Source organism: Streptococcus oralis, assembly GCF_001578705.1.
GTDB lineage: Bacteria > Bacillota > Bacilli > Lactobacillales > Streptococcaceae > Streptococcus > Streptococcus oralis_J.
In genome coordinates this window covers 725,908-752,110 of the sequence record NZ_KQ969037.1, presented here as the reverse complement: position 1 = coordinate 752,110, position 26,203 = coordinate 725,908, and the positions used below count along the sequence as shown (strand labels likewise).

30 protein-coding genes are annotated in these 26,203 nt (G+C 42.4%); 26 read left to right on the top strand and 4 right to left on the bottom strand.

Annotation, left to right across the window (positions count from 1 at the left end):
- The first annotated feature begins 10 nt into the window (after positions 1–10).
- The 5 genes from SORDD05_RS03770 to SORDD05_RS03750 all read left to right on the top strand — a co-directional run bounded on the left by SORDD05_RS03770 (position 11) and on the right by SORDD05_RS03750 (position 5,444).
- Positions 11–385 carry a DUF1149 family protein gene (locus SORDD05_RS03770; protein WP_061417146.1) on the top strand — a complete coding sequence of 125 codons (375 nt, stop codon included), beginning with the start codon at positions 11–13 and terminating at the stop codon, positions 383–385.
- Between the two features lie 2 nt (positions 386–387).
- Positions 388–1,236, top strand: a complete 849-nt coding sequence (locus SORDD05_RS03765) for a DegV family protein (protein ID WP_061417145.1) — start codon at positions 388–390, stop codon at positions 1,234–1,236.
- Between the two features lie 376 nt (positions 1,237–1,612).
- Positions 1,613–2,380, top strand: a complete 768-nt coding sequence (gene dapB, locus SORDD05_RS03760) for a 4-hydroxy-tetrahydrodipicolinate reductase (RefSeq protein WP_061417144.1) — start codon at positions 1,613–1,615, stop codon at positions 2,378–2,380.
- Positions 2,377–3,576 (top strand): CCA tRNA nucleotidyltransferase, encoded by a 1,200-nt coding sequence (locus SORDD05_RS03755; protein ID WP_081102450.1) that lies wholly within the window; start codon positions 2,377–2,379, stop codon positions 3,574–3,576. Before dapB ends, SORDD05_RS03755 begins: the two co-directional genes overlap by 4 nt.
- Entirely contained in the window at positions 3,573–5,444 is a 1,872-nt protein-coding gene (locus SORDD05_RS03750; RefSeq protein ID WP_061417142.1) for an ABC-F family ATP-binding cassette domain-containing protein, read from the top strand. Before SORDD05_RS03755 ends, SORDD05_RS03750 begins: the two co-directional genes overlap by 4 nt.
- Positions 5,445–5,481: 37 nt before the next feature.
- Here the strand turns inward: SORDD05_RS03750 and mntE are convergent, their stop codons facing one another.
- A complete protein-coding gene (gene mntE, locus SORDD05_RS03745) occupies positions 5,482–6,666 on the bottom strand; it encodes a CDF family manganese efflux transporter MntE (RefSeq protein ID WP_061417141.1) in 1,185 nt (394 codons plus the stop codon).
- Positions 6,667–6,973: 307 nt separating this feature from the next.
- Here mntE and SORDD05_RS03740 point away from each other — a divergent pair, with 307 nt between their 5' ends.
- The 4 genes from SORDD05_RS03740 to yaaA all read left to right on the top strand — a co-directional run bounded on the left by SORDD05_RS03740 (position 6,974) and on the right by yaaA (position 12,597).
- Positions 6,974–9,670, top strand: a complete 2,697-nt coding sequence (locus tag SORDD05_RS03740; protein WP_061417140.1) for a cation-translocating P-type ATPase — start codon at positions 6,974–6,976, stop codon at positions 9,668–9,670.
- A 104-nt stretch (positions 9,671–9,774) separates the two neighbouring features.
- Positions 9,775–10,185: a peptide deformylase gene (locus SORDD05_RS03735; RefSeq protein WP_061417139.1), complete on the top strand. Its 411-nt coding sequence runs from the start codon at positions 9,775–9,777 to the stop codon at positions 10,183–10,185.
- 11 nt (positions 10,186–10,196) lie between these two features.
- Positions 10,197–11,792 (top strand): hypothetical protein, encoded by a 1,596-nt coding sequence (locus tag SORDD05_RS03730; RefSeq protein WP_061417138.1) that lies wholly within the window; start codon positions 10,197–10,199, stop codon positions 11,790–11,792.
- Positions 11,793–11,868: 76 nt separating this feature from the next.
- Positions 11,869–12,597, top strand: a complete 729-nt coding sequence (gene yaaA, locus SORDD05_RS03725; protein ID WP_061417137.1) for a peroxide stress protein YaaA — start codon at positions 11,869–11,871, stop codon at positions 12,595–12,597.
- A gap of 31 nt (positions 12,598–12,628) precedes the next feature.
- On the opposite strand, the gene SORDD05_RS03720 is transcribed toward yaaA, so the two are convergent.
- Complete coding sequence (locus SORDD05_RS03720; protein WP_061417136.1) at positions 12,629–13,177, bottom strand: NADPH-dependent FMN reductase; 549 nt, start codon at positions 13,175–13,177, stop codon at positions 12,629–12,631.
- Positions 13,178–13,268: 91 nt separating this feature from the next.
- Complete coding sequence (locus SORDD05_RS03715) at positions 13,269–13,715, bottom strand: MarR family winged helix-turn-helix transcriptional regulator (RefSeq protein ID WP_000809184.1); 447 nt, start codon at positions 13,713–13,715, stop codon at positions 13,269–13,271.
- Between the two features lie 118 nt (positions 13,716–13,833).
- Here SORDD05_RS03715 and SORDD05_RS03710 point away from each other — a divergent pair, with 118 nt between their 5' ends.
- From SORDD05_RS03710 to SORDD05_RS03630, 17 genes are all read left to right on the top strand, one after another.
- A complete protein-coding gene (locus SORDD05_RS03710) occupies positions 13,834–14,310 on the top strand; it encodes a cell wall elongation regulator TseB-like domain-containing protein (RefSeq protein WP_061417135.1) in 477 nt (158 codons plus the stop codon).
- Positions 14,311–14,319: 9 nt separating this feature from the next.
- Positions 14,320–15,501, top strand: coding sequence for a pyridoxal phosphate-dependent aminotransferase (locus SORDD05_RS03705; protein ID WP_061417134.1), 1,182 nt, complete (start codon positions 14,320–14,322; stop codon positions 15,499–15,501).
- Positions 15,501–15,872 carry a VOC family protein gene (locus SORDD05_RS03700; protein WP_061417133.1) on the top strand — a complete coding sequence of 124 codons (372 nt, stop codon included), beginning with the start codon at positions 15,501–15,503 and terminating at the stop codon, positions 15,870–15,872. The genes SORDD05_RS03705 and SORDD05_RS03700 overlap by 1 nt, the downstream gene beginning before the upstream one ends.
- 13 nt (positions 15,873–15,885) lie before the next feature.
- Entirely contained in the window at positions 15,886–17,229 is a 1,344-nt protein-coding gene (asnS, locus tag SORDD05_RS03695; protein ID WP_000167131.1) for an asparagine--tRNA ligase, read from the top strand.
- 133 nt (positions 17,230–17,362) lie between these two features.
- Positions 17,363–18,568, top strand: a complete 1,206-nt coding sequence (locus SORDD05_RS03690; protein WP_061417132.1) for an MFS transporter — start codon at positions 17,363–17,365, stop codon at positions 18,566–18,568.
- Between the two features lie 135 nt (positions 18,569–18,703).
- On the top strand, positions 18,704–18,994 hold the full coding sequence (gene rpsF, locus SORDD05_RS03685) for a 30S ribosomal protein S6 (RefSeq protein ID WP_001151782.1): 291 nt from the start codon (positions 18,704–18,706) through the stop codon (positions 18,992–18,994).
- A gap of 11 nt (positions 18,995–19,005) precedes the next feature.
- Positions 19,006–19,476 carry a single-stranded DNA-binding protein SsbA gene (gene ssbA, locus SORDD05_RS03680; protein WP_000609594.1) on the top strand — a complete coding sequence of 157 codons (471 nt, stop codon included), beginning with the start codon at positions 19,006–19,008 and terminating at the stop codon, positions 19,474–19,476.
- Between the two features lie 31 nt (positions 19,477–19,507).
- On the top strand, positions 19,508–19,747 hold the full coding sequence (gene rpsR / locus SORDD05_RS03675) for a 30S ribosomal protein S18 (protein WP_000068664.1): 240 nt from the start codon (positions 19,508–19,510) through the stop codon (positions 19,745–19,747).
- Positions 19,748–19,896: 149 nt separating this feature from the next.
- Positions 19,897–20,406, top strand: a complete 510-nt coding sequence (locus tag SORDD05_RS03670; protein ID WP_061417131.1) for a GNAT family N-acetyltransferase — start codon at positions 19,897–19,899, stop codon at positions 20,404–20,406.
- An 81-nt stretch (positions 20,407–20,487) separates the two neighbouring features.
- Positions 20,488–21,888: a bifunctional Cof-type HAD-IIB family hydrolase/peptidylprolyl isomerase gene (locus SORDD05_RS03665; RefSeq protein WP_061417130.1), complete on the top strand. Its 1,401-nt coding sequence runs from the start codon at positions 20,488–20,490 to the stop codon at positions 21,886–21,888.
- 1 nt (position 21,889) lies between these two features.
- Complete coding sequence (locus SORDD05_RS03660) at positions 21,890–22,249, top strand: S1 RNA-binding domain-containing protein (RefSeq protein WP_061417129.1); 360 nt, start codon at positions 21,890–21,892, stop codon at positions 22,247–22,249.
- A 32-nt stretch (positions 22,250–22,281) separates the two neighbouring features.
- Positions 22,282–23,028 (top strand): tRNA1(Val) (adenine(37)-N6)-methyltransferase, encoded by a 747-nt coding sequence (locus SORDD05_RS03655; RefSeq protein ID WP_061417128.1) that lies wholly within the window; start codon positions 22,282–22,284, stop codon positions 23,026–23,028.
- A complete protein-coding gene (locus SORDD05_RS03650; RefSeq protein ID WP_061417127.1) occupies positions 23,018–23,302 on the top strand; it encodes a GIY-YIG nuclease family protein in 285 nt (94 codons plus the stop codon). The genes SORDD05_RS03655 and SORDD05_RS03650 overlap by 11 nt, the downstream gene beginning before the upstream one ends.
- Positions 23,303–23,387: 85 nt before the next feature.
- A complete protein-coding gene (locus SORDD05_RS03645; RefSeq protein ID WP_061417126.1) occupies positions 23,388–24,323 on the top strand; it encodes a manganese-dependent inorganic pyrophosphatase in 936 nt (311 codons plus the stop codon).
- A gap of 85 nt (positions 24,324–24,408) precedes the next feature.
- Entirely contained in the window at positions 24,409–24,921 is a 513-nt protein-coding gene (locus tag SORDD05_RS03640) for a YiiX/YebB-like N1pC/P60 family cysteine hydrolase (protein ID WP_061417125.1), read from the top strand.
- Positions 24,905–25,555, top strand: coding sequence for a DUF1803 domain-containing protein (locus SORDD05_RS03635; protein ID WP_061417124.1), 651 nt, complete (start codon positions 24,905–24,907; stop codon positions 25,553–25,555). Before SORDD05_RS03640 ends, SORDD05_RS03635 begins: the two co-directional genes overlap by 17 nt.
- Positions 25,556–25,657: 102 nt before the next feature.
- Positions 25,658–25,858 carry a CsbD family protein gene (locus SORDD05_RS03630; protein ID WP_000051185.1) on the top strand — a complete coding sequence of 67 codons (201 nt, stop codon included), beginning with the start codon at positions 25,658–25,660 and terminating at the stop codon, positions 25,856–25,858.
- A gap of 37 nt (positions 25,859–25,895) precedes the next feature.
- On the opposite strand, the gene SORDD05_RS10230 is transcribed toward SORDD05_RS03630, so the two are convergent.
- A partial coding sequence (locus SORDD05_RS10230; protein ID WP_419579796.1) for a glutamate ligase domain-containing protein occupies positions 25,896–26,203 on the bottom strand: 308 nt, incomplete at its 5' end.

Genomic DNA, 26,203 nt, shown 5'->3' with positions numbered 1-26,203 from the left:
GGAGAGAAAAATGGATCTTAAACGAGAACAAGAATTTGTTAGCCAGTATCACTTTGATGCTCGTAACTTTGAATGGGAAAATGAAAATGGAGCTCCTGAAACCAAGGTAGATGTGAACTTTCAGTTACTCCAACATGACCAAGAAAACCAAGTGACTTCGCTTGTCGTTATCTTGAGTTTCATGATTGTCTTTGACAAATTTGTCATCAGCGGAACGATTTCCCAAGTTAACCATGTGGAAGGTCGTATTGTCAACGAACCAAGCGAATTTAACCAAGAAGAAGTTGAAACCTTGGCACGTCCATGTTTGAACATGCTCAATCGTTTGACGTATGAAGTAACAGAAATCGCCTTGGATCTTCCAGGGATCAATTTGGAGTTTTAGTCATGAAATTAGCTGTCATTACAGATTCTTCAGCCTATTTAGAGGAGAAGACGCTGCAAAGAGAGAATCTATTTATCTTGGATATTCCTGTCAATATTGATGGAGAGGAGTATGTAGAAGGTGTCAATCTGACTGCTGAGGAATTTTATCAAAAAATGGCTCAGTCTGCAGAATTGCCTAAAACTAGTCAACCAAGTATTGCCAAATTGGATGAGATTCTAAGTTCCTTGAAAGATGAGGGCTATACCCATGTCCTGGGACTCTTTCTTTCGTCAGGAATCTCAGGTTTTTATCAGAATATCCAATACATGTTGGACGAGTATGATGGCTTGACCATCGCCTTTCCGGATACCCATATCACAAGCTCCCCTCTAGGATTTATGGTAGAGAGTGTCTTTGAATGGGCAGAACAAGGCGATGATTTTGCTCAGATTCAGGAGAAGTTGGCTATCCAAATTGCTGATAATTCAGCTTTTATCATAGTAGATGACCTCGACCACTTGGTTAAGGGAGGACGTTTGTCAAATGGGGCTGCCATCTTAGGAAATCTCCTCAGTATCAAGCCTATCCTCTACTTTAACGACCAAGGAGTGATTGAAGTTTACGAAAAAGTTCGTACAGAAAAGAAAGCAATCAAACGTTTGGTGGAAATCATCAAGGAGTTGACAAAAGATGGGGACTACCGTATAACAGTCATTCATGGGAACGCTCCTCAAAAGGCGGCAGATTTACGTCAGCTTTTGAAGGAGAGTGGTGTGACTTCTGAGATTCCAATTGTTAGCTTTGGTAGTGCCATTGGAACCCACCTTGGAGAAGGCAGTATTGCCTTGAGCTATACACCAATCGTCTAGATTGTTCTTAAAAGCTTTATATCTTAGAAATTGAACACGGCCTACCTGCCTCTTGAAAAAAGATGCCTGTCTTTCCTTTCGTAGAAAGTCAGCGCCATTCCCTATTTTTCATGGGCAGCTAACGTCCTTTGTATCTTGATAATTGAACACGCCTGGAACCCTATGTGAAAAAGATAGTTCTTCCAAGGAGTAGGCACTCCTTGATCAGAACTCCTATTTTCACTTTGTGTTCTTACAGGCTTTGTATCTTAGCAATTGAACACGGCCTACCTGCCTCTTGAAAAAAGATGCCTGTCTTGTCTTTCATGGAAAGTCAGTGCCATTCCCTATTTTTCATGGGCAGCTAACGTCCTTTGTATCTTAGACAGGAGTAGAGATGAGTATTCGAGTAATTATTGCCGGTTTTAAGGGAAAGATGGGCCAAGCTGCTTGTCAGATGGTCTTGGCTGATCCAGACTTGGACTTGGTTGCAGTTTTGGATCCTTTTGAGTCTGAGTCAGAATGGCAGGGAATTCCTGTCTTCAATGATAAGGCTGACTTGGTTGGTTTTGAAGCGGATGTTTGGGTAGATTTTACCACACCAGCCGTTGCCTACGAAAATACACGCTCTGCTCTTGAAAATGGCTTTGCTCCAGTAGTTGGAACAACAGGCTTTACTAGTGAAGAAATTGCTGAGCTAAAAGCATTTTCCCGTGAACAAGATTTGGGTGGCTTGATTGCTCCTAACTTTGCCTTGGGAGCTGTCTTGCTCATGCAATTTGCGGCGCAGGCTGCCAAATATTTCCCCAATGTGGAGATTATCGAGCTCCATCATGACAAGAAAAAAGATGCTCCGAGCGGAACAGCCATTAAAACGGCTGAGTTGATGGCGGAAGTGCGAGAGTCTATCCAACAAGGTGCGCCTGATGAGGAAGAATTGATTGCAGGTGCTCGCGGTGCTGACTTTGATGGCATGCGTATCCACTCAGTTCGTCTACCAGGCTTGGTAGCTCATCAGGAAGTCATCTTTGGCAATCAGGGAGAAGGATTGACCCTTCGTCATGACTCCTATGATCGCAGCTCCTTCATGACAGGGGTCAATTTGGGAATCAAAGAAGTTGTCAAGCGTCATGAGCTTGTCTATGGATTAGAACACTTATTATGAGATTAACGCAAATGCCTTCTGAATTTCAGAAGGCTTTACCAGTATTGGAAAAAATTAAAGAAGCAGGCTTTGAAGCCTATTTTGTTGGGGGCTCTGTTCGAGATGCCCTCCTCAATCGTCCCATCCACGATGTGGATATCGCGACTTCTTCTTATCCAGAGGAGACCAAGCAGATTTTTCCGCGAACAGCTGATATCGGAATCGAGCACGGAACCGTCTTAGTTTTAGATGGGGACGAGGAGTATGAGGTAACCACCTTTCGGACTGAAGATGTCTATGTGGACTATCGCAGACCCAGTGCGGTTTCCTTTGTGCGTTCGCTAGAAGAAGACCTCAAGCGTCGTGATTTCACAGTTAACGCCTTTGCCTTGGATGAGACGGGAGAAATCATTGATTTGTTCGATGGTCTCAAAGATTTGAAAAACCAAGTCTTGCGAGCAGTTGGAGTGGCTAGTGAGCGTTTCAATGAAGATGCTTTGCGGATTATGCGTGGTTTCCGTTTTCAGGCCAGTCTTGGCTTTGAACTTGAGACAGAAACATTTAAAGCGATGAAGACTTTGACGCCGCTCTTGGAGAAGATTTCTGTGGAGCGTATCTTCGTTGAGTTTGATAAACTCTTGCTGGCACCTTTTTGGCGAGTTGGCCTGTCTTCCATGATTGAGAGTCAAGCTTATAATTATCTTCCAGATATGGCAGACAGTCGAGACAAACTTCAAAAATTGTTTGATTTAGAGGCGGATTTCACCTTTGAGTCTTCTGAGCAAGCCTGGGCTGCTCTCTTGTGGATTTTGGAGATTAAAGATTCGCAACCGTTTTTGAAAGATTGGAAGACATCACGCCAATTTGCAAAGCAAGTTCAGAATTTGCTGACCATTTTGGCTTTGCGAGAAGAAGGAGAGCTGAGCAAGCGCGATTGTTACCGCTTTGATTTGGATTCCCTTCTACAGGCTGAAAGCCTTCGTCAGGCTCAAGGAAAAGCAGTCAACCCACAAGCAATCACAAAAACCTATCAGAGCTTAACTATTCATGATAAGAAAGAAATCCAGATCAACGGTGGTGTTTTAATCAAGGAATATGGTTATCAGCCAGGTCCAGCCTTGGGAGAGGTTTTAACAGAGATTGAGTTTGCCATTGTTGATGGAGAATTGGAAAATGACCGTCAAGCCATCCATGCTTACCTGAGGGAGAAAAAATGAGTGATTTTATTGTTGAAAAACTAAGCAAATCCGTTGGTGACAAGACAGTTTTTAAGGATATTTCTTTTATCATCCATGACTTGGACAGAATCGGTCTAATTGGTGTCAATGGAACGGGTAAGACTACCCTTTTAGATGTTCTTTCTGGAGTTTCAGGCTTTGATGGGGACGTTAGCCCTTTTTCCGCTAAGAATGACTACAAGATTGGCTACTTGACCCAGAATCCAGATTTTGATGATAGCAAGACGGTCTTGGATACGGTTCTGTCCAGCGACCTCAAGGAAATCCAGTTGATTCGTGAGTATGAGTTAATCATGCTCAACTACAGTGAGGATAAGCAAGCTCGTTTGGAACGGGTTATGGCAGAGATGGACTCTCTCCAAGCTTGGGAAATTGAAAGCCAGGTCAAGACGGTTCTCAGCAAGTTGGGTATTCAGGACTTATCAACTCCTGTCGGGGAACTGTCAGGTGGTCTAAGAAGACGAGTCCAGTTGGCGCAAGTTCTCCTAGGAAACCACGACCTCTTGCTGCTGGACGAGCCAACTAACCACCTGGACATTGCGACCATTGAGTGGCTGACCCTCTTTTTGAAAAATTCCAAGAAGACCGTTCTCTTTATCACACATGATCGTTATTTCCTAGACGCTTTGTCAACGCGGATTTTCGAGTTGGACCGAGCAGGCTTGACCGAGTATCAGGGAAATTATCAGGACTATGTTCGTCTCAAGGCGGAACAAGATGAGCGTGACGCGGCACTTCTCCACAAAAAGGAACAACTCTATAAGCAAGAATTAGCCTGGATGCGCAGACAACCGCAGGCACGTGCGACCAAGCAACAAGCCCGTATCAATCGTTTCCACGACTTGAAAAAAGAAGTTTCAGGTGGCGTTGCTGAAACAGACTTGACCATGAACTTTGAAACAAGTCGGATTGGGAAAAAAGTCATCGAGTTTCAGAATGTTTCCTTTGCTTATGAGAACAAGCCCATTTTGCAAGATTTTAATCTCTTAGTGCAAGCTAAAGACCGTATCGGAATCGTTGGGGACAATGGTGTTGGGAAGTCAACTCTGCTTAATCTCATCGCAGGAAGTCTTGAGCCGACTAAAGGTCAAGTTATCATCGGTGAGACGGTTCGCATTGCCTATTTCTCTCAACAAATCGAAGGTTTGGATGAAAGCAAACGGGTTATCAATTACCTGCAGGAAGTAGCAGAAGAGGTTAAGACCAGTGGTGGTTCTACGACTTCCATTGCTGAGCTGCTGGAGCAGTTCCTCTTCCCACGTTCGACGCATGGAACCTTGATTGAGAAATTGTCTGGTGGCGAGAAAAAACGTCTTTATCTCCTCAAATTACTCTTGGAAAAACCAAATGTTCTTCTTTTGGACGAGCCGACAAATGACCTAGACATTGCAACTTTGACAGTTTTGGAGAATTTCTTGCAAGGATTTGCAGGCCCTGTCTTGACAGTTAGCCACGACCGTTATTTCCTTGATAAGGTAGCTACCAAGATTCTTGCCTTTGAGAATGGAAGCATCCGTCCTTTCTTTGGTCATTATACTGACTACCTTGATGAAAAAGCCTTTGAAACAGAGATGGCCAATCAAGTGCAAAAGGCAGAAAAAGAGAAAGTGGTCAAGGTCCGTGAAGACAAGAAACGCATGACCTACCAAGAAAAGCAGGAGTGGGCAAGCATTGAAGGTGATATTGAAGCCTTGGAAAATCGTATCGTAGCCATTGAAGAAGAAATGCAGGCAAATGGCTCTGATTTTGGCAAACTAGCGACTCTTCAAAAAGAGCTAGACGAGAAGAACGAAGAACTCCTTGAAAAATACGAACGCTATGAATACCTAAGTGACTTTGATAGTTAGAAGAATAGAAAAATCCCATCGCAATGACAGGATTTTTCTATTCTTTTTTTGTTTCCTGGTGGAAGATATTTTGCCAAGTCTCATGGCGACGCCAGATACTAGTGTGGACGATACCATCTAGCTCATAGCAAATAAGCTTGGTTTTCTGACTGATGGAAGTGATCTGAATGTCCTTAATCGCAGCACTAAGTTCTTTTTCAGACTTATAAGCCTCTTTATCCATCTGCTCTCCATCTTGACGGATATAGAGAAAGTCCTCAGCAAGGAGTTCTTCTAGCTGATTTCCTTGGTCAATCAATTGCTCACGCATGAGCAGTTTTTTGTAGACATTGTCTAAAATCTCGTCCTCAGGTATGGGAGCTGGCTCGATATGGACATCGGTATCAAAGACTCCAAAGCGCTCTTCCAGCATGGATTCGACCTGGTCTGCAATTTCGTGACTTTCATAGACTGATAAATCAGGATTCATCTCCAGGGTGATATCAAGGTAGATATTGCTACCGTAGGTACGCCCTCTTTGGGACTTGACCTTACTAATCTTTGGAATCTCCATAATAGCCTTTTGGTAGTCTTCCAGTAGCCGGTCATCAAAACCATCTGAAAGACTGAAGGAAGATTCGATAAAGATATCATAGGCTGTCTTTAAGATAAAGAAAGTGATGATGATAGCGACCAATTTATCTACGATCGGATAATTGAAACTGCTGGCTAGGATAGCAATGGAAGTCCCAAGCGAAGTCACAGCATCGGAAAGATTGTCCTTGGCAGCTGCCTTGAGAGCCTTGGATTTGGATTTCTTACTGAGGCGAGTATTATAGAGATAAACTGCGAACATGACTGCCGCAGATAAGACTCCTAGACTTGCGCCCAGAGGGTCAATGGGTGTTTGTTCCCGACTGAGAATTTTTTGAATGGTGTCCCGAAGCACATCAAAACCAACATAGAACATGATGATGGAAGTAATCAAACTAGCCAAATCTTCAATCTTCCAGTGACCAAAGCGATGGTCACGGTCTGCAGGTTGGCGAGCCATCCGAATCCCGATCAAGAGGGCTACATTTCCGATAATATCAGATACGTTGTTGAAACCATCCGCTACCAAACTGGAAGAATGTAGGAGGTGGCCAGTCGCTAATTTAGCTGCTGATAAGAGGAGGTAGGTCGAAATGCTGATAATGGCACCACGTTCCGCCAACTTAAGATTTGACATGGATTGATTCATCGGACTTCCTTTCTAGTGCTGAGATTCTGTTTTCATTATACTGGTTTTCATGGGAAAATTCAAATTTAGTCTTGTTTCATCGGATTATAATTCTTGAAAATTGTTCAAATTTTGATATAATAGTACTACTCAAGGGAGTAGCTGGCAGAAACCTGTGATAGTGTCGTCATTCCGAATTGTATACTGTAAAGTATGTTTTCCGGCGCTATCTTAAACAGCGAGACTTGTTATGATTAACAGGTCTCTTTTTGTTTGTCATAAAACTAAAAGAGAACTTATTTTGAACACAATGTCAAGGAGGAGACACATGTCAAAAGAACAAAAACGCCAAGCGTTTTATACTCAGAGTCCCGAAGAGGTCTTGAAGTCGGTTGAAGCAACTGAGCAAGGTCTTTCGTCAAGCGAAGCGCAGAAACGCCTAGCTGAATATGGGCGCAATGAACTTGAAGAGGGTGAGAAAAAATCTCTCTTGGTCAAATTCATCGAGCAATTTAAGGATCTGATGATTATCATCCTAGTTGCAGCGGCTATCTTGTCTGTCATAACTTCTGGTGGGGAAGACATTGCAGATGCTATCATTATTCTAGCTGTGGTTATCATCAACGCAGCCTTCGGTGTTTACCAAGAAGGAAAAGCAGAAGAAGCCATCGAAGCCCTCAAGTCTATGTCTAGTCCAGCTGCTCGCGTTATTCGTGATGGGCACATGGCAGAGATTGATTCCAAAGAATTGGTGCCAGGAGATATCGTTGCCCTTGAAGCTGGTGATGTAGTGCCAGCAGACCTACGTTTGCTAGAAGCCAATTCTCTTAAAATCGAAGAAGCAGCCTTGACAGGTGAGTCAGTTCCAGTTGAAAAAGACTTGACCGTAGAACTCGCTGCAGATGCTGGTATTGGTGACCGTGTCAATATGGCCTTCCAAAACTCAAACGTGACCTATGGTCGTGGTCTTGGTGTTGTTGTCAATACTGGTATGTACACGGAAGTGGGTCATATCGCTGGCATGCTCCAAGATGCTGATGAGACGGATACACCACTCAAACAAAACTTGAATAATCTTTCTAAGGTCTTGACTTATGCTATTTTAGTCATTGCTCTTGTTACTTTTGTAGTTGGAGTCTTCATTCAAGGAAAAGATCCACTTGGTGAGTTGATGACCTCTGTTGCGCTTGCTGTTGCAGCCATCCCAGAAGGACTTCCTGCTATCGTGACCATCGTTCTTGCCCTTGGTACTCAAGTTTTGGCCAAACGAAACTCTATCGTTCGTAAGTTGCCAGCAGTTGAAACGCTTGGTTCAACTGAGATCATCGCTTCTGATAAGACTGGTACGCTGACCATGAACAAGATGACAGTCGAGAAAGTCTTCTATGACGCAGTCCTACATGACTCAGCTGATGATATTGAACTCGGCTTGGACATGCCGCTTCTTCGTTCAGTTGTTTTGGCCAATGATACCAAGATTGATGCAGAAGGAAACCTGATCGGGGATCCAACGGAAACAGCCTTCATCCAGTATGCCTTGGATAAGGGCTATGATGTTAAAGGGTTCTTAGAGAAATATCCTCGTGTAGCTGAATTGCCGTTTGACTCAGATCGTAAACTCATGTCCACGGTTCATCCATTGCCAGATGGTAAATTCCTCGTGGCAGTTAAGGGGGCTCCAGATCAACTTTTGAAACGTTGTGTTGCTCGTGATAAGGCTGGAGATGTTGCTCCGATTGATGAGAAAGTCACTGAATTAATCCATACAAACAACTCTGAAATGGCTCACCAAGCCTTGCGTGTCCTTGCAGGTGCTTATAAGATTATCGATAGTATTCCAGAAAATCTTACTTCTGAAGAGCTTGAAAACAACTTGATCTTTACTGGATTGATTGGGATGATTGACCCTGAACGTGCCGAAGCGGCAGAAGCTGTTCGTGTGGCTAAAGAAGCGGGAATCCGTCCAATCATGATCACTGGTGACCACCAAGACACAGCAGAAGCCATTGCCAAACGTTTGGGAATTATCGACGAAAATGACTCAGAGGACCATGTCTTGACAGGTGCTGAGCTCAATGAACTTTCTGATGAAGAATTTGAAAAAGTAGTTGGTCAATACTCTGTTTACGCGCGTGTATCTCCAGAACACAAGGTTCGTATCGTGAAAGCTTGGCAAAAACAAGGTAAGGTTGTTGCCATGACAGGTGACGGTGTTAATGATGCGCCAGCTCTGAAAACAGCCGACATTGGTATCGGTATGGGAATCACTGGTACAGAGGTTTCTAAGGGTGCTTCTGATATGATTCTTGCGGATGATAACTTTGCGACTATCATTGTCGCAGTTGAAGAAGGACGTAAGGTCTTCTCAAACATTCAAAAGACCATTCAGTACCTGCTTTCTGCCAATACGGCTGAAGTATTAACTATCTTCCTATCAACCTTGTTTGGTTGGGATGTCCTACAGCCAGTTCATCTCTTGTGGATTAACCTGGTAACAGATACCTTCCCAGCTATCGCTCTTGGTGTTGAGCCAGCTGAGCCAGGTGTTATGACCCACAAACCACGTGGACGCAAATCAAGCTTCTTCTCAGGTGGGGTCATGAGTTCTATCATCTATCAAGGTCTCCTTCAAGGTGCCCTCGTCTTGACTGTTTATGGTCTTGCTCTTGCTTATCCGGTCCATGTAGGAGATAATCAAGCAATTCACGCGGATGCCCTCACCATGGCCTTTGCAACACTTGGTTTGATTCAGCTCTTCCATGCCTACAACGTCAAGTCTGTTTACCAATCTATCTTGACAGTCGGACCATTCAAGTCTAAGACGTTCAACTGGTCTATCTTGGTATCCTTCATCCTCTTGATGGCAACAATCGTTGTAGAACCGCTTGAAGGTATCTTCCACGTAACCAAACTAGACTTGTCACAATGGGCCATTGTTCTGGCTGGAAGCTTCTCAATGATACTTATCGTCGAAATCGTCAAGTTTGTTCAACGTAAACTTGGTCTTGATAAGAATGCGATTTAAAAAGAAAGTCATCTTCGGATGGCTTTTTTTGCATTTGAGGAGAATGGTTAGAAGTTATCCTCTTTTGTGCTATAATAAAGTAAAGTAGCAAGGAGTGAAAGAGAATGGAAAAGAAAATTGTCCGAGATGTCTTATTCTTGTCGCAGGTCTCGAAACCTGCAAGTCAGGAAGACCTTTATCTAGCTAGAGATCTACAGGATACTCTGCTAGCCAATCGCGAGACCTGTGTCGGTCTGGCGGCCAATATGATTGGGGTGCAGAAGCGTGTCATTATCTTTAATCTTGGTTTGGTTCCCATGGTCATGTTTAATCCCATTCTCCTTTCCTACAAAGGAACTTACGAGACAGAGGAAGGGTGTTTGTCCTTGACTGGGGTACGGCCAACGACTCGTTATGAAACGATTACGGTTTCCTATCGCGATAGCAAGTGGCAGGAGCAGACCATTACACTGACAGGTTTTCCAGCTCAGATCTGCCAGCATGAACTGGATCATTTGGAAGGACGAATTATTTAGGAGGAACTCAGATGAAACGCATACTTTTTGAACTTGTTTTTATCGCAACGACTTGGTATATCTTTTTACCACCACTGAATCTCACCAGTTGGGAATTTATCTTTTTCCTATGTGGGCATCTGGTGGTGATGGGTATTTTGTTTAGTTTCCGAAAGGATACCAATCTCGTCAAGACTGTTCACGTACGTCATGGCAAGGTTGCCAACGAACTCAATCTAGAAGGGCTTCATTTTAATAAATTAGGTGGAGGATTGTTGCTGGCTGCAGGACTCATCTTTGCCCTTGCTGGTCTGGTAAGTCTAGTGACCTCTAGCTTTTTCCAAGCAAAAAACTATGCTAATGTGGTGTCTATCACAGAAAAAGATTTTAAAGATTTTCCTAAGAGTGATACCAGTAAGGTTCCAATCCTAGATCGGAGCACTGCAGAAAAGATTGGAGACCGTTATCTAGGCTCTCTGACGGATAAGGTCTCCCAGTATGTGGCGGCAGATACTTATACCCAGCTGACGGTTGATGGCAAACCTTATCGGGTGACTCCTTTGGAGTATGCCGACCCGATCAAATGGTTTAATAATCAGTCCAAGGGAATTGGTGAGTATATCAAGGTTGATATGGTGACAGGGAACGCTGAATTGGTAGACTTGAAAACACCGATGAAGTATTCGGACTCCGAGTATTTTAACCGCGACGTCAAACGCCATCTTCGGATCAAGTACCCAACCAAGATTTTTAAAACGCCATCCTTTGAGGTGGATGATGAAGGCAATCCCTTCTATGTAGCAACCGTTTATCAAAAGCAGTTTGGTCTAGGAGTCCCTCTTCCTTCATCTGTTATTATCTTAGACGCCACCAATGGAGAAACCAAGGAATATAGCTTGGATGAAGTGCCAGAATGGGTGGACCGTGTCTATCCAGCTGAAGAAACCATTGAGCAAATCAACTACAACGGCAAGTATAAAGACGGCTTCTGGAATGCCCTGATTTCTAAGAAAAATGTTACCCAAACGACAGAGGGCTATAACTATCTTTCTATCGGGAATGACATTTATCTCTACACAGGGGTGACTTCAGCAAATGCTGATGAAAGTAATCTAGGATTTATCCTTGAAAATATGCGCACTGGTGAAATCACCAAGTACAATTTAGCTTCAGCAACCGAAGAATCTGCCCGTGCTTCCGCAGAAGGAGCCGTTCAAGAGAAGGCCTACAAGGCTACCTTCCCTATTCTTGTCAATCTCAATGACAAACCGCTCTATATCATGGGCTTGAAGGACAATGCAGGCTTGGTAAAGGAGTATGCATTGGTCGATGCCGTGGAGTACCAAAACGTCATCGTAGCAACTACGGTAGATGAACTCCTCAGCAAGTATGCCAATAAAAACGACCTCGAGCTGGATAATGAAACGGTAGAAAACATCAAGGGAGTGATTTCAGACCTTAAATCAGCTGTCATCAAGGGTGATACCGTCTACTTCTTTAAAGTTGATGGCAAGATTTATAAGGTCAAGGCTTCAGTGTCAGACGACCTTCCTTACCTCGAAAATGGCCAATCCTTCGAAGGTCAAGTTGGAAAAGATAACTATCTCAAGACCTTTAAAGTGAAGTAAAAGAAACCTCGGTGTGAACCGAGGTTTTTAAGATGAAATTCTTGGTCGTGGTTGAAAAATATGCTACACTAACAATATGAAAATTTTAATCCCAACAGCCAAAGAAATGAACACAAACCTTCCTTGTACCGAACCGCTCCCCTTGAGGAAAGAAAGTCAGTCGGTTCTTGACTCACTGGCGCACTACTCAGCTAGTGAATTAGAGACCTTTTATAAGGTATCTGCCGAGAAAGCAGAGGAAGAGTACGCTCATATTCAAGCTTTAAAAGATCACAGGGCTAAAAACTATCCAGCCTTGAAACTCTTCGATGGTCTCATGTATCGCCACATCAAACGAGATGGCTTAACCGAGGCTGAACAAACCTATCTTGAAAATCATGTCCTGATTACCTCGGCTTTATATGGTGTTGTCCCTGCCTTGTCGCCCATGGCTCCTCATCGTTTGGACTTTTTGATGAAGTTAAAAGTTGCTGGTAAGACTTTAAAGAGTCATTGGAAGTCAGCCTATGATGAGGCACTTCAGGATGAGGACTTGATATTCTCCCTCCTATCATCAGAGTTTGAAACCGTATTTTCGAAGGAAATTAGAGAAAAGATGGTGACCTTCAAATTTATGGAGGATAAGGCAGGTCAGTTGAAAATCCACTCAACCATTTCAAAAAAAGCCCGTGGCGCCTTTTTGACCGTCTTGATAGAAGAGCAAGTCCAAACAGTCGAACAAGCTCGCAAGCTCCGCTTTGCTGGCTTTGACTACCGACCTGATTTATCAAGTGAATTAGAACTCGTCTTTGTGAAACAAGCATAAAACCAGCTCATTCGAGCTGGTTTTTGCTGGATTAGTTGATGGCTGCAAGAAGGTTGTCAGCTTGTTTGGCAAGTGATGAAGCAGTTGTTTCTTCTAACACCAATTTTCCGTCAGCCCAAGCAGAGTCATTGACACGAGCAGCTGTAAAGTCACCAACGACTTGTGTACGGATAAATGGCAAGAGGTCTTTGTAAATAGCAAAGAGTTGATCGTGACCGGCATTGGCTACAGATGAGACAGTAACAAACTTGTCTTGGAGGGCAGAAGCACCACGTGTATCAGACAAGTCAATGGCGCGAGAGAGCCAGTCAAGCAAGTTTTTCACTGTTCCAGGGATAGAGAAGTTGTATACTGGAGAGAAGATCCAGATGGCATCAGCAGCAAGAACTGCTTCACGAGCAGCAGCTACAGCTGGATGAGTTGGAACTTCCAAATCTTGGCTGAAGAGAGGAACAGCTGAGTAATCAAGATAGCTAACTTCTACTTTACCAGCAAGTACTTTTTCAGCTTCGAGGGCCATTTGGTGGTTGAAAGAACCTTGGCGTAGTGAACCGACGATAAATAATACTTTTTTAGACATGATGTGTCTCCTTTTGTTTAAAATTTAAAGAGCGAACTCTTTTGTTACCATCTATGTTACAACAAATGATACTAATTAGCAATAATTTTGCTCACAAATGTTTAAATTTTTTTAAAATCCGGATTAAGTCTTCCTTTTCGCCATCTTCCAAGATGCTGAGTGCTTCTACGATAGAATCGATATGATCAGGAAGAACCTCTTCGATTTTTCTGCGTCCTGCAGGTGTTAATTTCAGGAAAAAGGAGCGACGATCTTTTGGGTCACAAGTTCTAGAAATCCACCCATCTCGAACCATATTTCGAATGACAACAGTCATGTTTCCAGAAGTGGCTAGCATTTTTTCAATCAAATCCTGAATGCGTAGTTCCCCCTTGCTGTAGAGGGTTTCCAAAACTGAAAATTGAGTGGGTGTTAGCCCGTGTTCTTTGGCAGCCTTGGCTTCATATGGTTTAAAAGTTCGTATGGCCTTATTGAGGACGATAGCTGTTTTTAAATCTAATTGATTATCGGAAATTTTCTCTTTTAAATGTTGTTTCATAAGGCTATTTTATCAATAATGAGAGAGAAAAACAAGAACTTCTATTTTATAGGAAAAGAATCTTAGAATGTTCCTGTCTTCACTTGTAATAAAGGAGGAGAGATGGTAAAATAGACGAGTGAAACTAAGACAGAAAAAAGCAAAAAACAAGCTACTTTTACAGTATGGAATCGGCATTGCTCTGGTAGTACTAGTCATGACGACTTCCTTCCTTTATCTGATATCACTCAGCATGAAACCCTATCAAGATGCTAGAGTTGAGGGAGAAAAACTAGCCAAGCAGTATGCAGAATTGGAAAAGGCAGATCAGGTTGATTTTTATAATGGACTAGAAGGTTATTACAGCGTTCTGGGGCATAATAAAAAGCAAGAGGCCGTTGCCGTACTGATTGAAAAGAATGACCACAAGATTTATGTTTATCAGCTAGATAAGGGGATTTCTCAAGACAAGGCGGCGACGATTTCGAGGGAAAAAGGAGCTAGCGACATTGACAAGATTACTTTTGGTCGTTATCAGGATAAGCCGATTTGGGAAGTTAAGTCTGGAAACCAGTACTATCTGGTGGACTTTGAAACAGGAGCAGTGATCCAATAAGGAGGACATATGAAACTATCCAAACGTGTACTAGAAATGGAAGAAAGCGTCACTCTAGCTAGTGATGCAAGAGCCAAAGCATTAAAGGCTCAAGGAAAGGATGTTCTTTTCTTAACCTTGGGACAGCCTGATTTCCATACTCCTGAAAATATTCAGGATGCAGCGATAGAAGCGATTCGAGATGGACGTGCTTCCTTTTATACAGTTGCTTCAGGCCTACCAGAGTTAAAAGCAGCGGTTAATACCTATTTTGAACGCCATTATGGGTATTCTGTAGCAGCTAACGAGGTCACTTTTGCCACAGGTGCTAAGTTTTCTCTCTACATCTTCTTTATGGCTGTGGTCAATCCAGGTGATGAGGTCATCATTCCTACACCTTACTGGGTCAGCTATGGAGACCAAGTCAAGATGGCAGAAGGTGTGCCAGTCTTTGTTCAGGCCAAGGAAGACAATCACTTTAAAGTAACAGTAGAGCAGCTAGAAGCGGCCCGAACAGCTAAGACCAAGGTCTTGGTTCTCAATTCACCATCGAATCCGACCGGTATGATCTACTCTCGTGAGGAACTCTTGGCCATCGGAAATTGGGCTGTTGAACATGATGTCCTTATCCTAGCAGATGATATTTATGGTCGTTTGGTTTATAACGGGAACGAATTTGTTCCAATCTCTAGTCTGTCAGAAGCCATTCGCAAGCAAACCATCGTGATTAACGGTGTATCTAAGGCCTATGCCATGACTGGTTGGCGGGTAGGTTATGCTGTGGGAAATCCTGAGATTATTGCTGCCATGAGCAAACTAACAGGACAAACAACCTCTAACTTGACTGCCGTATCGCAATATGCTACCATTGAAGCCCTGACTGGACCGCAAGACTCTGTTGAAACCATGCGCCAAGCCTTTGAAGAGCGTTTGAATACCATTTATCCACTCTTGTGCCAAGTACCAGGATTTGAAGTTGTCAAGCCCCAAGGAGCCTTCTATCTTTTCCCAAATGTTAAAAAAGCGATGGAGATGAAGGGTTATACCGATGTGACAGAGTTTACAACAGCTATTCTCGAAGAAGTTGGCCTTGCCTTGATTACAGGAGCTGGATTTGGAGCACCAGAAAATGTTCGTCTCAGCTATGCCACAGACTTGGATACCTTGAAAGAAGCTATTCGTCGCTTGCATCAGTTTATGGAGGAATTATAATGATAGATCATTTTACCCTTAAGGTAAAGAATTTAGAAGTTTCTAAAGCTTTCTATCAAGCTACTTTAGCTGCTTTAAATTATCACCTTCAATTTGATACGGGGCAGGTCGTTAGTTTCACAGAACCGCGAAATGTGGATCCAGGTGGTGATTTTTGGCTAAGTGTTGGTCAACAAGAGCCGATGCATTTTGCCTTTAGTGCTCAAACTTGTCAAGAAGTAGATGCTTTCTATCAAGCGGCTTTGGCTGCTGGAGGAAAGGATAATGGTGCACCTGGCGAACGTAAAAATTACCATGTGGGATACTATGCGGCCTTTGTGATAGACCCAGATGGAAATAACATAGAGGCAGTTTGCCATAAAGAAGAATAGAAAAGGAAAAATAATGACAAAACGTGTAACAATTATCGATGTAAAAGACTACGTTGGTCAAGAAGTGACCATCGGAGCCTGGGTTGCCAACAAATCTGGAAAAGGGAAAATTGCCTTCTTGCAATTGCGCGATGGAACAGCCTTTTTCCAAGGTGTAGCCTTCAAACCAAACTTTATTGAAAAGTTCGGTGAGGAAGTGGGGCTAGAGAAGTTTGATACGATTAAACGCCTAAGCCAAGAAACGTCTGTTTATGTGACAGGGATTGTCAAAGAAGATGAGCGTTCTAAGTTTGGTTATGAGCTCGATATCACCGACATCGAAGTGATCGGTGAATCACAAGATTACCCAATCACTCCAAAAGAACACGGAACAGACTTCTTGATGGACAACCGTCACTTGTGGCTCCGTTCTCGTAAGCAAGTAGCAGTGATGCAAATCCGTAACGCTATCATTTATGCAACCTATGAGTTCTTTGACAAGAACGGCTTCATGAAGTTTGATAGCCCAATTCTTTCAGGAAATGCGGCAGAAGACTCAACAGAACTCTTTGAAACAGATTACTTCGGAACGCCAGCCTACTTGAGTCAATCAGGTCAGCTTTATCTAGAAGCAGGGGCTATGGCTCTTGGCCGTGTCTTTGACTTTGGTCCAGTATTCCGTGCTGAAAAATCAAAAACACGTCGTCACTTGACTGAGTTCTGGATGATGGATGCGGAGTACTCCTACTTGACACACGATGAGTCACTTGACTTGCAAGAAGCTTATGTGAAAGCTCTTCTTCAAGGCGTTTTGGATCGTGCGCCTCAAGCCTTGGAAACCTTGGAACGTGATACAGAACTCTTGAAACGCTACATTGCTGAGCCATTTAAACGCATCACTTACGATCAAGCCATTGACCTTTTGCAAGAGCATGAAAATGATGAAGATGCTGACTACGAGCATTTGGAGCATGGTGATGACTTTGGTTCACCACACGAAACCTGGATTTCGAACCACTTTGGTGTGCCAACATTTGTCATGAACTACCCAGCAGCTATCAAGGCCTTCTACATGAAACCAGTTCCTGGAAATCCAGAACGTGTGCTTTGTGCAGACTTGCTTGCACCAGAAGGGTATGGAGAAATCATCGGTGGCTCTATGCGTGAGGAAGACTACGATGCCCTTGTCGCTAAGATGGAAGAACTTGGAATGGATCGTACAGAGTATGAATTCTACCTTGACCTTCGTAAATATGGTACAGTACCACATGGTGGATTTGGTATCGGTATCGAGCGTATGGTAACCTTCGCAGCAGGAACAAAACACATCCGTGAAGCTATTCCATTCCCACGTATGTTGCATCGTATTAAACCATAAAAAAACTAAAACGCCGTAATAGGCGTTTTTTCAAAACACCATAATACTTGAAGGAAGAGGTGAGGGACATGTAAAGTAAAGCTTAACAAGTGACAAACACCAAGATACAAATACACTTGTTAAAGGAGAAACTATGTTTAAACGAAATTATCGGAAGAATATCGGTCTCATGGCTGGTGTGGAATTTTTTGCCTTTTTGGGCATTACCAGCTTTTGGATTCTATTTCTCAGTCAAAACGGGATGTCGCTTTGGCAGATTGGCTTATTGGAAAGTATTTTTCATGCCACCAGTGTCATCTGTGAAATTCCCTCTGGAATGTTAGCTGACCGCTATTCCTATAAAACCAATCTATATTTAAGTCGAATAGCTGGGATTGCGTCGTCTATTCTCATGTTACTAGGACAAGGTAATTTTTGGATTTATGCACTTGCTATGGTGGTGAGTGCCTTGTCTTATAATTTCGATTCGGGGACGAGTGCAGCCATGGTTTATGATTCGGCCGTGGAAGCTGGATTAAAAGAGCGCTACTTGTCTATCTCCAGTTTTATGTCAGGAGTAGCAGAAGGAACTCGGTCTTTGGGGACTGTTTTAGCGGGATTTTTTGTCCATGGTCAATTGCACTTGACCTACTATATCATGATTGTTACTTCGATAATCGTTCTTTTCCTAACTTGGATGCTAAAAGAGCCTAGTGTTAAAGCACAAAAATCTGAGCGTCTGACAATGAAAAAAATAATCTGGACTGTCAAAGAGGAGTTGCGGAGAAACCCCAGTCTTTTTAGTTGGATGATTCTTTCCCAAATCATCGGGACACTGATGTGCATGTTTTATTTTTACTATCAAAATCAACTGCCTGACTTAGAAGGGTGGCAGATTTCGATAATCATGCTGATGGGCAGTGTTTTGGATATCTGGGCAGTTTATCTAGCAAGTAAGATTGGAAAGAGGTATTCAGCCTTAAAACTCTTTCCAATTCTTGTACTCTTGACGGGAGGAACTTATTTGCTTTCCTATTTTGGTACGCCACTGATTTACATTTTGATTTATTGGCTCAGTAACGCCTTATATGCCCTCTTTCAGCCGATTTTTGATAATGATTTACAAAAGCGACTCCCAAGCGAGGTACGGGCAACCATGCTAAGTGTCTACTCTATGATGTTCAGCCTAAGTATGATCATCATTTTTCCTCTGACGGGATGGTTGATTGACTATCTAGGATTTGTAGTAGCCTTCCTTTGCTTAGGGCTTGTTTTAGTGCTAGCCAGCTTTTTGCTATTTTTCATTTTGAAAGAGATGGCCAGAGCTTTGGAACTCAAAGAGGACGTTATTTCTAAGTAATAAAGTTATTTTTTCACTTTTATCTTTTTTACTTGCTATCTGTCAGTTTTTCTAGTATAATAGTTAATTGTGAGCAAACCTCACTTACCCCTTGCAAAGACTTGGGGTCATTAGACCAAAAGGAGGAACATATCAATGGCTAAATACGAAATTCTTTATATCATTCGTCCAAACATTGAAGAAGAAGCGAAAAACGCTTTGGTAGCACGTTTTGACTCTATCTTGACTGACAACGGTGCAACTGTTGTTGAATCAAAATCATGGGAAAAACGTCGTCTTGCATACGAAATCCAAGATTTCCGTGAAGGACTTTACCACATCGTTAACGTTGAAGCAAACGATGACGCAGCTCTTAAAGAGTTTGACCGTCTTTCAAAAATCAACGCTGACATTCTTCGTCACATGATCGTCAAACTTGACGCGTAAGAAGGTAAACTATGATTAACAATGTTGTACTTGTAGGGCGTATGACACGTGACGCTGAGTTGCGTTATACCCCATCAAATGTAGCAGTTGCGACTTTTACTCTTGCAGTAAACCGTACATTCAAGAGTCAAAATGGCGAACGTGAGGCTGATTTCATCAATGTCGTTATGTGGCGCCAACAGGCTGAAAATCTTGCTAACTGGGCTAAAAAAGGCTCTCTTATCGGGATCACAGGTCGTATCCAGACTCGTAGTTACGATAACCAGCAAGGACAACGTGTCTACGTAACAGAAGTCGTGGCTGACAATTTCCAAATGTTGGAAAGCCGTAGCGTGCGTGAAGGACATACAGGTGGGGCTTATTCTGCACCAACTGCTAGTTATACAGCACCTACACAATCAGTACCTGACTTTTCACGTGATGAAAATCCATTTGGAGCAACCAATCCATTGGATATTTCGGATGATGATTTACCATTCTAATGGACAATTAAAACTATAAAGGAGAAAAAACATGGCTCAACAACGTCGTGGCGGATTCAAACGCCGTAAAAAAGTTGATTACATTGCAGCAAACAAAATTGAATATGTTGATTACAAAGATACTGAGCTTCTTAGCCGTTTCGTTTCAGAACGTGGGAAAATCCTTCCACGTCGTGTAACAGGAACTTCAGCTAAAAACCAACGTAAAGTAACAACAGCTATCAAACGCGCTCGCGTAATGGCTTTGATGCCTTTCGTAAACGAAGATTAAAGAAAAGACCCGGGTGGGTCTTTTTTTAGGTCCAGTGGACCTCTTTTTCATGAGCTTGAAAACAAGAAAGCGAATTAAGACCCCAACGGGTCTTTTTTCTTTCTATAAACGTGCTATAATGATAGTAGGAATTTTTAAAGGAGCAGCTTATGAAGGGAAACGCTATCATTAGAAAAATGATTGAATCGGATATCCAACACCTGTCTCAAGGTTTTATCAATCAGGGTTGGCCAAGTAGAGAGGAGATTTTAACTCGATATTTTAAGGAGCAGGAAAGTGGAGAGAGGGAAGTGTTAATTGCTGACCTTACTGGTGTAGTAGCGGGCTACATTACTATTTTACCAATTGCCAAGCAAGGGCCGTTCACAGGAATCTATCCAGAACTTTCAGATTTCAATGTCTTTGAACCCTTTCAAAACCAAGGTGTTGGCAATCTCTTGATAGAAGAAGCAGAAAAACGAGTAAAGCTTATATCCGATAAAGTGACGCTTGGTGTTGGGCTCCATTCAGGCTATGGACCTGCCCAGAGATTGTACATCAAACGCGGCTATATTCCAGATGGTACGGGTGTTTGGTATCGAAATCAACCTTTGGAAATGAATGCCACTATTCAAAATAATGATGATTTAGTTCTGTACTTATCCAAGGAATTAGAATAAGAGATAGCGAATTTTTTGGAGATGTGGGATTTCTCTACTTTATGGTATAATGGAAAGAGTTGGATTGAAAGAGGTAGAGAGATGGATGCAAAATTAAAATACAAGGCAAAGAAAATTAAGATTGTCTTTTTTGATATTGATGATACTCTGCGCACATCAAAGACAGGTTTTATTCCGGATACAATTCCTACTGTCTTTAAGCAGTTGCGTGAAAAAGGGATTTTGACAGGAATTGCTTCTGGACGTGGGATTTTTGGTGTTGTTCCAGAGATTCGTGAACTCAAGCCTGACTTTTTTGTGACCTTGAATGGGGCTTATATAGAAGATAAAAAAGGTCAGGTCATTTATCAGCATCAGATTGAGAAGTCAGATGTTGAGGAGTATATCTCTTGGGCCAAGCAAGAAGGAATTGAGTATGGCTTGGTTGGGAGTCATGATGCTAAGTTGTCGACTCGCACAGATATGATTAGTGAAGCTATCAATCCAATTTACCCTGATTTAGATGTGGATCCTGACTTTCATGAAAAAGTAGATATTTACCAGATGTGGACCTTTGAAGATAAAGGAGATGCTTTGCGCTTGCCAGAGTCTTTATCGGATAAACTTCGCATGGTGCGTTGGCATGAACATTCATCTGATATCGTGCCTATTTCAGGCTCAAAAGCCACAGGTGTAGCCAAGGTGGTGGAACATTTAGGCTTGAAACCAGAGAATGTTATGGTCTTTGGAGACGGTCTGAATGACTTGGAACTCTTTGATTATGCAGGAATTAGCATTGCCATGGGGGTTTCCCATGAAAAAATCAAAGAAAAAGCAGATTATATTACAAAAACAGTAGAAGAAGATGGCATTTTTGATGCCTTAGAAGGATTTGGTATGGTAGAAAAAGAATTGCATTTCCCACAAGTAGACATTGAAACAGTAGAAGGTCCGTTGGCGACTATTAAGACAAATCACGGAGACTTGCGTATCAAGCTTTTCCCTGAACAGGCTCCCAAAACAGTTGCAAACTTTGTCGCTCTTTCAAAAGATGGATATTATGATGGTGTGATTTTCCACCGCATCATCAAGGACTTTATGATCCAAGGTGGAGACCCAACTGGTACTGGTATGGGCGGAGAGTCAATTTATGGCCAAGCTTTTGAAGATGAATTTTCTGAAGAACTTTATAATATTCGTGGCGCTCTTTCTATGGCCAATGCTGGTCCAAATACCAATGGAAGCCAGTTCTTTATCGTGCAAAACCAACATCTGCCTTATTCTAAGAAAGAGATTGCGCGTGGTGGTTGGCCAGAACCAATCGCTGAGATTTATGCAGAGCAAGGCGGAACCCCTCACCTTGACCGTCGACACACTGTCTTTGGTCAGTTAGCTGATGAAGCTTCTTACGCTGTTTTGGATGCCATTGCTGCTGTTGAGACTGGTGCAATGGACAAACCAGTTGAAGATGTCGTGATTCAAACGATTGAAATCGAGGATTAAGATGAAAATTGGTGATAAGCTAAAGGGGCGTATTACTGGAATTCAGCCCTATGGTGCCTTTGTCGAATTAGAGACAGGGGTGATTGGGTTGATTCATATTTCAGAGATTCGGACAGGATTTATCGAAAATATCTATGAAGTTTTGAAAATTGGTGAAGAAGTGCAAGTTCAGGTTGTTGATTTAGACGAATTTTCAGGTAAAGCTAGTCTATCTATTCGCACTCTGGAGGAAGAAAAACACCAACTACCAAGACGGAGACGTTTTTCAAATGATCGTATCAAGCACGGTTTTGCACCACTTGGACGAATGATGCCAATCTGGACGCGTGAAGCCCTTAACAATCTGAGAGAGAAAAACTAGTCTATTAGATTTCGTATTTTTAAAATCAATATATGGAAGAACAATTATTAAAATCAGGAGAGCGAATCAATCAGCTCTTTTCGACAGATATCAAGATCATTCAAAACAAAGAGGTGTTTAGCTATTCGGTAGATAGTGTTCTCTTGTCGCGCTTTCCTCGCTTCCCTAAACGGGGCTTAATTGTGGACTTTTGTGCAGGAAATGGGGCAGTAGGGCTTTTTGCCAGCACTAGTACTCAGGCACAGATATTATCTGTAGAGATTCAGGAACGCTTGGCGGATATGGCAGAGCGTTCGGTTCGGTTGAATGGCTTGGAAGAGCAGATGCAGGTTATTTGCGATGATTTGAAAAATATGCCTGCACGCATTCAGGGAAGTAAGGTGGATATGATCTTGTGTAATCCGCCTTATTTCAAGGTGGATCCGCATTCCAATCTGAACGAGAGTGAACACTACCTCCTAGCAAGACACGAAATCGCGACTAACCTAGAAGAAATCTGCCGAAGTGCCCAGAGTATTCTCAAGTCTAATGGTCGCTTGGTCATGGTTCACCGTCCAGATCGACTTTTGGATATTCTAGACATGCTTCAACGCCACAATTTAGCACCCAAGCGCCTGCAATTTGTCTATCCTAAACGAGAAAAGGAAGCCAATATGCTCTTAATCGAAGCTATCAAAGATGGGTCTATTAGTGGCTTCAAGGTCTTGCCGCCACTCATTGTTCACAATGATGATGGTTCCTATACGCCAGAAATTCAAGAGATTTACTATGGATCATAAGGCATATATGTACGTGGTGGAGTGCCGTGACGGTTCTTACTATACTGGTTACACGACAGACGTGAAGAAACGCCTTGCCGTTCATAATAGTGGTAAGGGAGCCAAGTATACCCGAGCTCGATTGCCAGTCAAACTCATCTATGTAGAGGGCTTTGCTAGTAAGGAAGAAGCCATGTCTGCAGAGGCTCTCCTCAAACGTAAGAAAAGACCACAGAAAGAACGATTTCTATCTGAAAATCAAGAGAAAAATCTAGTTAACGATATTAATATCTAATGAGGAGTCCTTTGACTCCTCTTATTTTTGTCAAAAGAGGAAAAAAGTGCTAAAATAAGATGAATAAATTTAAAGAGGTATTATCATGTCTAAGATTCTAGTATTTGGTCACCAAAATCCCGACTCAGATGCCATCGGGTCATCTGTAGCCTTTGCTTATCTTGCAAAAGAGGCTTATGGATTGGACACAGAAGCAGTAGCGCTTGGAACACCAAACGAAGAAACAGCCTATGTATTGAACTATTTTGGTGTTGAAGCACCACGTGTCATCACATCTGCTAAAGCTGAAGGTGCAGAGCAAGTTATCTTGACTGACCACAATGAATTCCAACAGTCTGTATCAGATATTGCTGAAGTAGAAGTTTATGGTGTTGTAGACCACCACCGTGTAGCTAACTTTGAAACTGCAAGCCCACTCTACATGCGTTTGGAACCAGTTGGATCTGCGTCTTCAATCGTTTACCGCATGTTCAAAGAACACGGTGTAGCAGTTCCTAAAGAAATTGCAGGTTTGATGCTATCAGGTTTGATTTCAGATACCCTTCTTTTGAAATCACCAACAACTCATCCATCTGATAAAGTCATTGCTCCTGAATTGGCAGAATTGGCAGGTGTGAACTTGGAAGAGTACGGTCTTGCTATGCTCAAGGCTGGTACAAACTTGGCTAGCAAATCTGCTGAAGAATTGATTGATATCGATGCTAAGACCTTTGAACTCAACGGAAATAAGGTCCGTGTTGCCCAAGTCAACACAGTTGATATTGCTGAAGTCTTGGAACGCCAAGCTGAAATTGAAGCTGCAATGCAAGCTGCCAACACTGAAAACGGCTACTCTGACTTTGTCTTGATGATTACAGATATCGTCAACTCAAACTCAGAAATCCTTGCTCTTGGATCAAACATGGACAAGGTGGAAGCAGCCTTTAACTTCAAACTTGAAAACAACCATGCTTTCCTTCCAGGTGCCGTTTCACGTAAGAAACAAGTGGTGCCTCAGTTGACAGAAAGCTTTAATGGGTAATAGTCTGAGTGATAATTGAAATGAGGAAACGTTAGTTTCCTTATAGCTAAAGGGGTTTCGGCTCCTTTTTTTCTAGGAGAGAAAGATGTTAGAAAATGGTGATTTGATTTTTGTGAAGGATCTTTCAGATATGGGACGGGCTATCCAGGCTTCGACTGGAAACTATAGTCATGTCGCCATCTTTTTGGATGGTTTGATCTATCATGCTAGTGGGCAAGCAGGTGTTATTTGTCAAGAACCAGTAGAATTTTTTGAACCGACTCATCTGTATGATCTTTATGTCTATCTAGAGCTGGAAGCTGACTTAGTAAAGGAAAGAGCTAGCAAACATTTAGGTGCACCCTATAATACCTCTTTTTATCCAGATGGGTCTGGCTTTTACTGCTCCCAGTACATTGCTGAAATCCTCCCTATTTTTGAGACCATTCCGATGAAATTTGGGGATGGGGAACAAGAGATTAGTGATTTTTGGAGGGAGTATTACCAGAAACTCGAACTTCCTGTGCCTCTGAACCAGCCGGGGACCAATCCCAGTCAGTTGGCAGGATCTCCTCTTTTAGAATGTAAAGAAAGGAATCTTCATGATTCAGATTTTTAATCCCTCTCGTTTGACTCGACAGCCGTTTTTTATAGATTTGGTGGACTATCTGGACCAGCATGATGAAGTAATCCTCCGGGAAATCAAGGCTCAGTTTCCAGATGTAGCAGTTGATAAACTCATGGAAGAATATATAAAGGCTGGCTTGATTCTACGGGAAAACAAGCGTTATTACCTCAATCTTCCTATGCTTGAGTCCCTTGATAATCTTGAACTGGATCAAGAAATTTTTGTCAGAGAGGATAGTCCAATCTATCATGCTTTACTGGAGAAGACTTTTGAGACAGAATTGCGCAACCAAACCAATGCAGCCATTTTAGTCGAATCTACGGATTTTGCAAGAGAAAAGATGACCCTGTCGAATTATTTCTATAAGGTCAAAAATCAATATCCTTTGACAGAAAAACAGCAGAAACTCTATGCCGTTTTAGGAGATGTCAATCCTGAGTATGCTCTCAAGTATATGACGACGTTTTTGCTCAAGTTTCTCAAAAAGGACCAGCTCATGCAGAAACGGCGTGATATCTTCGTTGAGAGTTTAGTTGTCTTGGGTTATATTGTTCAAAACGAAGAAGGGAAGTATGAGTTGGCTGTTGATTTTGACAAGGAACGCTTGTCTTTCTATTTGCCTTAATTGTTTGCTTTTGAGCAGATTGTTTGACTTTGCTAAAGAATAAGCATAAACTGAATGTAAGCGATAACCATTGTCGTATTAAAACAAAAAGGAGACAGAGCTATGTCACTTGAAAATAAATTGGAACAAGCAACTGGTGCTATCAAAGAAGGATTTGGTAAAGTTACTGGCGATAGCAAAACAGAAGCAGAAGGTGCTGTAGAAAAAACAGTTGCCAAAGCAAAAGAAGTTGTTGAAGATGCTAAAGGTGCTGTAGAAGGTGCCGTTGAAGGTCTTAAAAACTCATTTAAGAAAGAAGACTAAAAAAAATCAAGGGAAAACTTCCCTTGATTTTTTGATTTTATAGATAACGTTCTGCGACAGCTGAGTCACCAGGGTAGGATTCTTTCACTCCATTGACGATCTGGTAGCAATCGGCTCCCTTACCTGCAATAATCACAGCATCGAGTTCTTGGTCTGTGATGGCCATTGCCGCTTGGATGGCTTGTTCGCGATCGGCAATCTTTTCAACAGGATGGTTGATATAGCTACTGATTTCCTCTGCAATCGCCGTTGGATCTTCATAGTTGGGGTCGTCAGCAGTGAGAAAGACTTGAATCTCAGGATGTTGATTGAGGAGGAGACCAAAGTCTTTGCGACGACTTTCCC

Bases quoted from the DNA above. Each gene is read 5' to 3' on its own strand.
- asnS (WP_000167131.1), top strand. From the start codon at position 15,886: ATGACAAAACGTGTAACAATTATCGATGTAAAAGACTACGTTGGTCAA.
- ssbA (WP_000609594.1), top strand. From the start codon at position 19,006: ATGATTAACAATGTTGTACTTGTAGGGCGTATGACACGTGACGCTGAG.
- SORDD05_RS03735 (WP_061417139.1), top strand. From the start codon at position 9,775: ATGGAAAAGAAAATTGTCCGAGATGTCTTATTCTTGTCGCAGGTCTCG.
- SORDD05_RS03635 (WP_061417124.1), top strand. From the start codon at position 24,905: ATGATTCAGATTTTTAATCCCTCTCGTTTGACTCGACAGCCGTTTTTT.
- SORDD05_RS03740 (WP_061417140.1), top strand. From the start codon at position 6,974: ATGTCAAAAGAACAAAAACGCCAAGCGTTTTATACTCAGAGTCCCGAA.
- SORDD05_RS03720 (WP_061417136.1), bottom strand. From the start codon at position 13,177: ATGTCTAAAAAAGTATTATTTATCGTCGGTTCACTACGCCAAGGTTCT.
- SORDD05_RS03715 (WP_000809184.1), bottom strand. From the start codon at position 13,715: ATGAAACAACATTTAAAAGAGAAAATTTCCGATAATCAATTAGATTTA.
- SORDD05_RS03655 (WP_061417128.1), top strand. From the start codon at position 22,282: ATGGAAGAACAATTATTAAAATCAGGAGAGCGAATCAATCAGCTCTTT.
- SORDD05_RS03770 (WP_061417146.1), top strand. From the start codon at position 11: ATGGATCTTAAACGAGAACAAGAATTTGTTAGCCAGTATCACTTTGAT.
- SORDD05_RS03690 (WP_061417132.1), top strand. From the start codon at position 17,363: ATGTTTAAACGAAATTATCGGAAGAATATCGGTCTCATGGCTGGTGTG.
- dapB (WP_061417144.1), top strand. From the start codon at position 1,613: ATGAGTATTCGAGTAATTATTGCCGGTTTTAAGGGAAAGATGGGCCAA.
- SORDD05_RS03640 (WP_061417125.1), top strand. From the start codon at position 24,409: ATGTTAGAAAATGGTGATTTGATTTTTGTGAAGGATCTTTCAGATATG.
- rpsF (WP_001151782.1), top strand. From the start codon at position 18,704: ATGGCTAAATACGAAATTCTTTATATCATTCGTCCAAACATTGAAGAA.
- rpsR (WP_000068664.1), top strand. From the start codon at position 19,508: ATGGCTCAACAACGTCGTGGCGGATTCAAACGCCGTAAAAAAGTTGAT.
- SORDD05_RS03765 (WP_061417145.1), top strand. From the start codon at position 388: ATGAAATTAGCTGTCATTACAGATTCTTCAGCCTATTTAGAGGAGAAG.
- yaaA (WP_061417137.1), top strand. From the start codon at position 11,869: ATGAAAATTTTAATCCCAACAGCCAAAGAAATGAACACAAACCTTCCT.
- SORDD05_RS03750 (WP_061417142.1), top strand. From the start codon at position 3,573: ATGAGTGATTTTATTGTTGAAAAACTAAGCAAATCCGTTGGTGACAAG.
- SORDD05_RS03630 (WP_000051185.1), top strand. From the start codon at position 25,658: ATGTCACTTGAAAATAAATTGGAACAAGCAACTGGTGCTATCAAAGAA.
- SORDD05_RS03730 (WP_061417138.1), top strand. From the start codon at position 10,197: ATGAAACGCATACTTTTTGAACTTGTTTTTATCGCAACGACTTGGTAT.
- SORDD05_RS03705 (WP_061417134.1), top strand. From the start codon at position 14,320: ATGAAACTATCCAAACGTGTACTAGAAATGGAAGAAAGCGTCACTCTA.
- SORDD05_RS03660 (WP_061417129.1), top strand. From the start codon at position 21,890: ATGAAAATTGGTGATAAGCTAAAGGGGCGTATTACTGGAATTCAGCCC.
- SORDD05_RS03645 (WP_061417126.1), top strand. From the start codon at position 23,388: ATGTCTAAGATTCTAGTATTTGGTCACCAAAATCCCGACTCAGATGCC.
- SORDD05_RS03670 (WP_061417131.1), top strand. From the start codon at position 19,897: ATGAAGGGAAACGCTATCATTAGAAAAATGATTGAATCGGATATCCAA.
- mntE (WP_061417141.1), bottom strand. From the start codon at position 6,666: ATGAATCAATCCATGTCAAATCTTAAGTTGGCGGAACGTGGTGCCATT.
- SORDD05_RS03650 (WP_061417127.1), top strand. From the start codon at position 23,018: ATGGATCATAAGGCATATATGTACGTGGTGGAGTGCCGTGACGGTTCT.
- SORDD05_RS03755 (WP_081102450.1), top strand. From the start codon at position 2,377: ATGAGATTAACGCAAATGCCTTCTGAATTTCAGAAGGCTTTACCAGTA.
- SORDD05_RS03700 (WP_061417133.1), top strand. From the start codon at position 15,501: ATGATAGATCATTTTACCCTTAAGGTAAAGAATTTAGAAGTTTCTAAA.
- SORDD05_RS03665 (WP_061417130.1), top strand. From the start codon at position 20,488: ATGGATGCAAAATTAAAATACAAGGCAAAGAAAATTAAGATTGTCTTT.